This window comes from Kosakonia sp. S42 (assembly GCF_016624785.1).
GTDB lineage: Bacteria > Pseudomonadota > Gammaproteobacteria > Enterobacterales > Enterobacteriaceae > Kosakonia > Kosakonia cowanii.
In genome coordinates this window covers 72366-80434 of sequence record NZ_JACVTW010000017.1, presented here as the reverse complement: position 1 = coordinate 80434, position 8069 = coordinate 72366, and the positions used below count along the sequence as shown (strand labels likewise).

The 8069-nt window shown below is 59.6% G+C and carries 5 protein-coding genes; 1 reads left to right on the top strand and 4 read right to left on the bottom strand.

Translation table 11 applies throughout. The annotated features are described in order from the left end of the window. Nucleotides 1-216: 216 nt before the first annotated feature. On the bottom strand, nucleotides 217-1893 hold the full coding sequence (ybaL, locus tag IAE50_RS17640; RefSeq protein WP_200580831.1) for a YbaL family putative K(+) efflux transporter: 1677 nt from the start codon (nucleotides 1891-1893) through the stop codon (nucleotides 217-219). A gap of 518 nt (nucleotides 1894-2411) precedes the next feature. On the opposite strand from ybaL, the gene ushA reads away from it, so the two are divergent. Next, nucleotides 2412-4064 (top strand): bifunctional UDP-sugar hydrolase/5'-nucleotidase UshA, encoded by a 1653-nt coding sequence (ushA, locus tag IAE50_RS17635; RefSeq protein ID WP_200580830.1) that lies wholly within the window; start codon nucleotides 2412-2414, stop codon nucleotides 4062-4064. A gap of 4 nt (nucleotides 4065-4068) precedes the next feature. Here the strand turns inward: ushA and ybaK are convergent, their stop codons facing one another. The 3 genes from ybaK to copA all read right to left on the bottom strand — a co-directional run bounded on the left by ybaK (nucleotide 4069) and on the right by copA (nucleotide 8020). Beyond that, the gene (gene ybaK, locus IAE50_RS17630; RefSeq protein ID WP_200580829.1) at nucleotides 4069-4548 is read right to left on the bottom strand and encodes a Cys-tRNA(Pro)/Cys-tRNA(Cys) deacylase YbaK; all 480 of its coding nucleotides are present in this window, start codon (nucleotides 4546-4548) and stop codon (nucleotides 4069-4071) included. Between the two features lie 77 nt (nucleotides 4549-4625). Further along, nucleotides 4626-5435, bottom strand: a complete 810-nt coding sequence (locus IAE50_RS17625; RefSeq protein WP_200580828.1) for a TraB/GumN family protein — start codon at nucleotides 5433-5435, stop codon at nucleotides 4626-4628. An 86-nt stretch (nucleotides 5436-5521) separates the two neighbouring features. After that, nucleotides 5522-8020 carry a copper-exporting P-type ATPase CopA gene (copA, locus tag IAE50_RS17620; RefSeq protein ID WP_200580827.1) on the bottom strand — a complete coding sequence of 833 codons (2499 nt, stop codon included), beginning with the start codon at nucleotides 8018-8020 and terminating at the stop codon, nucleotides 5522-5524. Nucleotides 8021-8069: the final 49 nt, after the last annotated feature.

Genomic DNA, 8069 nt, shown 5'->3' with positions numbered 1-8069 from the left:
CCAGACCTTGTCATTCCCGCTTCGGTTCGCCGATTTCAGCGGGGACACAACCCCATCGCTTTCATATTGCAGATAAAAGCAAAGACGGTGTCGCTGGAACTGCGTTTTTGTAGGCCGGATAAGGCGAAGCCGCCATCCGGCAATTGGTGCCGCGGAGATGATGCCGGATGGCGCGTTGCACGCTTATCCGGCCTACGTTTAAGGGCCATCGCCCCATTACGGAGCGACCGCGTCCTCTGCTGGCGTATTCGCCAGAATATTCAACATCGTGTTGGCGATCTCGCGCTCACCCATCACCACCTGGTTTGCACCGCGTTCGCTGATGTAATCCACCTCATCGTCATAATGGGCGCGGGCGATAATCTCAATGTTCGGGCACTTCTCGCGCGCGGTGGCGACAATCTCACCCGCTTCATAACCGTTCGGGATGGTCAACAGCAGCCAGCGGGCGCAATCCAGATGCGCCAGATTCATAATCTCTTCATTCGCCGCGTTGCCCAGCACCGCGCGGACACCGCGCTCGCGCAGCTCATCCACCCGCGTGCGGGAGGTTTCAATCACCACCAGCGGAATGCCCTGGGCAATCAGTTTCTCGCCGAGCAGGCTGCCGACGCGGCCAAAGCCGACCAGCAGCGCATGGTTGCAGATATCAACCGGGATCTGCTTCTCATCTTCCGTCGCCTCTTCCAGCGTCTGCTCCTCCAGCGTCTCGGTCTTATCGAGATACTTCTCGAGGATCGTAAAGAGGATTGGGTTGAGCATAATCGACAGGATCGCCCCTGCCAGCACCAGGTTTTGCCCCTCCTGCGGCAGCAGATCCAGCGCCATCCCCAGCCCTGCAAGAATAAAGGCAAACTCACCAATCTGCGCGAGGCTGGCGGCGATGGTTAATGCGGTACGCGGCGAGTGGCCAAACATGCGCACCAGCAGAAAAGCCGCCGCCGATTTACCAAAGACAATGATTGCCAGCGTTGCCAGCACCGCCAGCGGCTGATCGACAAGGATCATCGGATCAAACAGCATGCCGACGGAGACGAAGAAGAGCACGGCAAAAGCGTCGCGCAGCGGCAGCGTGTCGTGGGCTGCGCGGTGGCTCAGCTCGGACTCATTAAGCACCATGCCAGCGAAGAAAGCGCCGAGAGCGAAGGAGACATCAAACAGCTCAACCGCGCCGAAAGCGATACCGAGCGCCAGCGCCAGCACCGAAAGGGTAAACAGCTCGCGGGAGCCGGTCGCGGCGCTGCGCGCCATGATCCACGGCACCAGGCGGCGGCCAACCAGCATCATAATGGCGATAAAGGCCACCACTTTACCGATGGTAATACCCATATCCACCGCCAGCGAGGCAAGGCCGACATCGCCTTTCTCCATCATGCCCGCCACCGCTGGCAGCAGCACCAGCGTTAACACCATCACCAGGTCTTCAACGATCAGCCAGCCGATAGCAATCTGCCCGCGCTGGCTATCCACCAGCTGTCGCTCCTCAAGGGCGCGCAGCAGCACCACGGTACTGGCGGTTGAGAGACAGAGACCAAAGACGATGCCGGTCATCAGCGACCAGCCAAGCCCGGCGGAGAGCGCCATACCCAGCAGCGTCGCCACGGCTATCTGTGCGATCGCGCCGGGAATGGCGATGGCCTTTACCGCCATCAAATCCTTCAGGGAGAAGTGCAGGCCGACGCCGAACATCAGCAGTATCACGCCCAGCTCTGCGAGTTCAGGTGCCAGTTTGGTATCCGCCACAAAACCCGGCGTAAACGGCCCCGATAACACGCCCGCTAATAAGTAACCCACCAGAGGGGAAATACGCAGTTTGTTGGCAATCATGCCGAGGATAAAAGCGAGCACAAGCCCGCCGACAATGGTGGTAATAAGCGGTGTGGCGTGATGCATTCCGTCTCCTTTCGTTGATGCGTGGATCCCACGGTCGTCGACCGATAGCTGAGTTACAGTTTATGACAATTTTGCCGGCCGCGTTTGTTAATAATTGTTGAATTATGAAGAAAACAGCAATTTGGATGAAAAAAATCGCCAACCGGCTCTGCCATAACATAACTAAGGGAGCTATCGCCGTTTTAAAGGATAAGCGGCAGAGAAAACCAGGGCTTTCCCCGGGCAGAAAGGCAGGTAAGTCAGCGTGATGGTGAGCGAATATGGTGATCATCCTGTGCAAACAGGGGAAGATGCGCTTTCTGCCTGCTCATTCAATGCAACCGTGCATCGTTACGCTTGTTGCATTCACGCGCCTGCAAGATTGCGGTTGTGTCTCTTTTATGAACAATGAAGGGGCAGGCGGGAAATAAAAAGTGACGCGCAATAAAAGCTGCCCGTCATAGTCACCAGAACTTATTTGTCTATTATTGACGAGCGCTGTATTTTCTCCTTTCACCAATGGGGTCAGGGAGAGAAGCATGAGCGTGTTAAAGAAGAGTATTACGGTGAGTCTGCTGGCGGCGATGGGCGCATTAAGCCTGCCGGCGCAGGCTTACGAGCAGGATAAAACCTATAACATCACCATCCTGCACACGAACGACCACCACGGCCACTTCTGGCGCAGCGAGTATGGCGAATATGGCCTCTCGGCGCAGAAGACGCTGGTGGACGGTATTCGCAAAGAGGTGGCGGCACAGGGCGGCAGCGTGCTGCTGCTTTCAGGCGGTGACATCAATACCGGCGTACCGGAGTCTGATTTACAGGATGCCGAGCCCGATTTCCGCGGCATGAACCTTATCGGTTATGACGCAATGGCGGTCGGCAATCATGAGTTCGACAATCCGATGAGCGTCCTGCGCCAGCAGGAGAAGTGGGCGAAGTTCCCCTTCCTCTCCGCCAATATCTACCAGAAGAGCACCAATCAGCGCCTCTTCAAACCGTGGATGATCTTCAACCGTCAAGGGCTGAAAATTGCCGTGATCGGCCTGACCACCGACGACACGGCCAAAATCGGCAATCCGGAGTACTTCACTGATATCGAGTTTCGCCAACCGGCCGCCGAAGCGAAGCTGGTCATTGATGAACTGAATCAAAATGAAAAACCGGATGTGATTATCGCCACCACCCATATGGGTCATTACGACAACGGCGAGCATGGCTCCAACGCGCCGGGCGACGTCGAAATGGCGCGCAGCCTGCCGAAAGGGGCGCTGGCGCTGATTGTGGGCGGTCACTCACAGGATCCGGTCTGCATGGCCTCGGAGAATAAAAAACAAGCCGATTATGTGCCCGGCACACCGTGCGCACCGGATCAGCAAAATGGCACCTGGATTGTGCAGGCCCATGAATGGGGTAAATACGTTGGTCGCGCGGATTTCCAGTTCCGTAACGGCGAGATGAAACTGGTGCGCTACCAGCTCATCCCGGTCAACCTGAAGAAGAAAGTGACCTACGACAACGGTAAAAGCGAACGCGTGCTCTACACGCCGGAAATTGCCGAAAACGCGCAGATGCTCTCGCTGCTGACGCCGTTCCAGAACAAAGGCAAAGCGCAGTTGGGCGTGAAGATTGGTAGTACGACGGGCCGTCTTGAGGGGGATCGCAGCAAAGTGCGCTTTGTGCAGACCAACCTGGCGCGGGTACTGCTTGCGGCGCAGATGGCGCGCACCGGCGCGGATCTGGCGGTGATGAGCGGCGGCGGCGTTCGCGACAGCATTGAAGCGGGCGATATCACCTATAAAGATGTGCTGAAAGTGCAGCCGTTTGGTAACACCGTCGCCTACGTCAATCTTACGGGTAAAGAGCTGCTGGATTACCTGACAGCAGTGGCGCAGATGAAGCCCGATTCCGGCGCCTATCCGCAGTTTGCCAACGTCAGTTTTGTAGCGAAAGGCGGCCAGCTGAGCGACGTGAAGATCAAAGGCGAACCGCTGGATGAGGCGAAAAGCTACCGTCTGGCGACCCTGAGCTTCAACGCCACCGGCGGTGATGGTTATCCGCGGCTGGATGATAAAGCCGGGTACGTGAACACCGGCTTTATCGACGCTGAAGTGCTGAAAGAGTTCATCCAGAACAACTCACCGCTGGATGTGAATGCTTACGAACCGAAAGGCGAAGTGAGCTGGCAGTAACGCCTCACTCGCGGCGGGCGATATCGGCAAATTGCGCACTCAGCAGTTTCGCCAGATCGCTCGCCGCCAGTTCAATATCCAGCCCGCGCTTACCGCCAGAGATATAGATAGTGTCGAAGGTTTGTGCGGGCGCATCGATCAGCGTCGGCAGGCGTTTTTTCTGCCCGAGCGGGCTGATGCCGCCCACCAGATAGCCGGTGGTGCGCTGCGCTACCAGCGGATCTGCCATATCGACTTTTTTCGCGCCCAGCGCTTTAGCAACCTTCTTCAAATCGAGCATCCCGGCCACCGGCGTCACCGCCACGGCCAACTGCTTCATATCGCCGTTGACCGCTACCAGCAACGTTTTATAAACCCTGTCGGCATCCAGCCCCAGCTTGCGCACCACTTCATCGCCGAAGTTGGTCTCGTTAGGGTCGTGATCGTAGCTGTGGAGTTGAAAAGCGATGCCATTTTTTTCCAGTAACTTTACGGCGGGCGTCATAATAATCCTTCTTATCAAGCGTTTTCACGCCGTAAGCATACGCCTGCACCCACCCGGGAAAATAGTAGCATCTTGCGCTAATGGGCCATTTTTTCCGCTAACAGCGCGGGAAGATTGCCGTCGCCATAGAGATGCAGCGCGCCTGCGGCCACCACATAGCGCCCCGGCGGCAGGCGGAACAGATAGTCGCACCATGCGCGGTTACGCTGATGCATCAGCACATCGTGCAGCGGCTGGCTAAAGGTTGAGGGGAGACTCAGGTTTTCGTCGCGCGGCGGGCTCTCCAGCCACCAGCTCATCATTACCTGTAACAGGCGCGCATTCTCATGCCAGTGGGTGAGGGTGTCCTGCAACAGTTCGCTACCCTCGTCCGGCAGCTGGCGCAAAATATCGAGCTGGCTGGTGGTGCCCTCCAGCTCCATGATCGCCACATTAAAACGCTGCGCTGCTTGTAAAAGCTGGTAGTCGATGCCGTAATCGGACCGCAGCCCGAGCCGCTGCGCCTGCGTTGCTTGTAACACCAGCGCGATGTGCCAGGCCGGGCGCGTCTCAAATGCCGCACGGCTTAACGACAGGCTCTCCAGCGTGCTCTCTAACGAAGCGAGCAGCGCCGGGCTGAGGCGGGTGTCGAGCGGGTCGGCGTCAGGAAGGTTAGCAAACGGCGAGTCGGAACCGGCGATATCCGCCTCGACAATCAGCGCATCGGCCTCGCGCACCTTTTGCAGCAGCGCGGCGGGCAGCGGCGCCATGCCGTGGGTGCCCATATGAATGCTGCCGACCAGGTGAAGGTGCCGGTCGCCGGGCAACTCAACGTCTAATGCGGGCCAGGGGTAGCGGCGCTGACGAAGCGCGAGAAGAAAAGCTTTCAATCGTTGAAACAGGCTCATACGCGCTTCCTGAGAGTAAAAAGGCATGCTAACGCGCGAAGCGGGAGGGTGTAAACCCCGCCGCAGGTGGCGGCAGGGCGGGGGGCTTAGTCGCGCGGGGTAAAGCGCAGCAGCCGGTTGGCGTTACTCACCACCGTAATCGAGGAGAGCGCCATCGCCGCTCCGGCTACCACCGGGTTGAGCAGTGTGCCGGTGAGCGGCCAGAGAATTCCGGCGGCAATCGGGATGCCAAGGGAGTTATAAATAAACGCCCCGAGCAGGTTCTGCTTCATATTGCGCAGTGTGGCGTTGGCAATCGCCAGCGCATCGGCCACACCCATCAGGCTATGGCGCATCAGCGTAATGGCCGCCGTTTCAATCGCCACATCGCTGCCGCCGCCCATCGCAATACCGACATCGGCCTGCGCCAGCGCCGGAGCATCGTTGATGCCATCACCAATCATCGCCACCTGGTGACCCTGCTGCTGGAGCTGTTTGATCGCCTCGGCTTTGCCATCCGGCAATACGCCGGCAATCACCTCATCGATGCCCGCCTCTTTGGCAATCGCATTTGCCGTCGTCGGGTTATCGCCGGTCAGCATCACCAGCCGGTAACCGGCGCGGTGCAGGCGTTGTAGTGCCTGCACGCTGTCGTCACGCAGCGGATCGCGAATGGCGAACAGCGCCCGCGCTTTGCCCTCTACCGCCAGCAGCACTGGCGTCGTGCCACGGCTGGCCTGGGCGGCAATCTCCTCATCCAACGCGCGCGTATCGATCTGCTGTTCCGCCAGCAGCGCCTGGTTGCCGAGCAGCACGCGCTGCCCATCAATCTCGCCGCTGACCCCCAGCCCGCGCAGAGTGCGGAACTGCTTCACTTCCGGCAGCGCCTCAGTTGCGGCTTTTTCCAGAATTGCGTGCGCCAGCGGGTGGCTGGAACCCTGCTCAAGCGCCGCCGCCAGGCGCAGGGCGCTCGTTTCATCCCCCTCCAGCGCGGTGATGCTCACCACTTCCGGTTTGCCGCGCGTCAGGGTGCCGGTTTTATCAAACACCAGCGTATCAAGGGTGCTGGCGCGTTGCAGCGCATCGGCATCGCGCACCAGCACGCCAAACTCTGCCGCACGCCCGACGCCGGAGATAATCGACATCGGCGTCGCCAGCCCGAGGGCGCAGGGGCAGGCGATAATCAGCACCGTGGTGGCGATCACCAGCGTATAGACAATCTGCGGTGCCGGGCCGAAGAGGTACCAGATGGCGCCGCTCAGCAGGGCAATGGCGACGACTACCGGAACGAACACCGCTGAAATACGGTCAGCGAGCTGGCCAATCTCCGGTTTACTGCTCTGCGCCTGGCGCACCATGCGGATAATGCGCGACAGCGTGGTGTGGCTGCCCACGGCGCTGGCGGTAAACAGGACGCTGCCATCCTGCACCACGGTGCCAGCGTGGATCGTCTCGCCCGCGCCTTTTTGCTGCGGCACCGGCTCGCCGGTCAGCATTGCTTCATCAAACCACCCCTCGCCGTCGCGGATCTCGCCATCCACCGGCACGCGATCGCCGGTGGTCAGGCGCAGCGTCATGCCCGGCTGCACTTCGGCCAGCGGCACGTTTTTTTCTCCCTCAGGGGTGACCACCCGCGCCGTTGGCGGGGTTAAATCGAGCAGGCGCTCCAGCGCTTTTGACGAGCGTTGGCGGGCGCGCGCTTCCAGCATATGGCCGAGGTTAATCAGACCGATAATCATCGCGCTGGCTTCGTAATAGAGGTGGCGGGCTTCCATCGGAAACCACTGCGGCCAGATATTGACGCTCATCGAGTAGAGCCAGGCCGCGCCGGTGCCAAGGGCAACCAGCGTGTCCATGGTCGCGGTGCCGTTACGCAGGCTTTTCCACGCGCTGGTGTAGAAGTGCCCACCGGCAAACACCATCACTGCCAGCGTGAGCACGCCAATGCCGAGCCACAGCGAGCGGTTAGCCTCGGTAACCATCATATTGTCGCCGATCATCCCCCACAGCATGATCGGCACGCCGACCAGCAGGGCGACAATCGCCTGCCAGCGAAAGCGCTTCAGGGTGGCGAGCGCCGTCTCCTGCTGGCGCTCGCGACGCTTGATATCATCTTCAATCGCTTCCGCGCCGTAGCCCGCCTGCTCGACGGCGCTGACCAATTCTGCGGCGGGCGCGCTGCCCATCACCAGCGCAGTGCGCTCCGCCAGGTTTACCCGTGCCTGCGTGACGCCCGGAACCGCCTGTAAGGCTTTTTGTACCCGGGAGACACAGCTGGCGCAGCTCATGCCGTTGATCAACAGCTGCTGGCTGTCATCAAGATCGTGTGCTGCCGGAAGCTCTGGAGTGGCCGCTGTCAGTGCTTCCGACGGGAGTGATGACTCTGCCAGCGGTTTAGCCTTTGGGTGGCTGACGCTCGCGCCGTATCCGGCCTCTTCAATCGTCGCGATAAGCGCTTCGGCGCTGGCGCTGCCGGTCACCTGGGCATGCTCGATGGTGACATCGGCCGCCTCAACGTCGGGGCGTTTTTCCAGGCTCTCTTTCACACGTTTAACGCAATGGCCGCAGGAGAGGCCATCCAGGTTTAGCTCTATGGTTTGAGACATACGCAATCTCCTCAGGGATGTGGCTTTTGATAACACGTAACAAGCTTAA

Excerpts from the sequence above, each read along its gene's own strand:
- ybaL (WP_200580831.1), bottom strand. The coding sequence starts at position 1,893 with ATGCATCACGCCACACCGCTTATTACCACCATTGTCGGCGGGCTTGTG.
- ushA (WP_200580830.1), top strand. The coding sequence starts at position 2,412 with ATGAGCGTGTTAAAGAAGAGTATTACGGTGAGTCTGCTGGCGGCGATG.
- ybaK (WP_200580829.1), bottom strand. The coding sequence starts at position 4,548 with ATGACGCCCGCCGTAAAGTTACTGGAAAAAAATGGCATCGCTTTTCAA.
- IAE50_RS17625 (WP_200580828.1), bottom strand. The coding sequence starts at position 5,435 with ATGAGCCTGTTTCAACGATTGAAAGCTTTTCTTCTCGCGCTTCGTCAG.
- copA (WP_200580827.1), bottom strand. The coding sequence starts at position 8,020 with ATGTCTCAAACCATAGAGCTAAACCTGGATGGCCTCTCCTGCGGCCAT.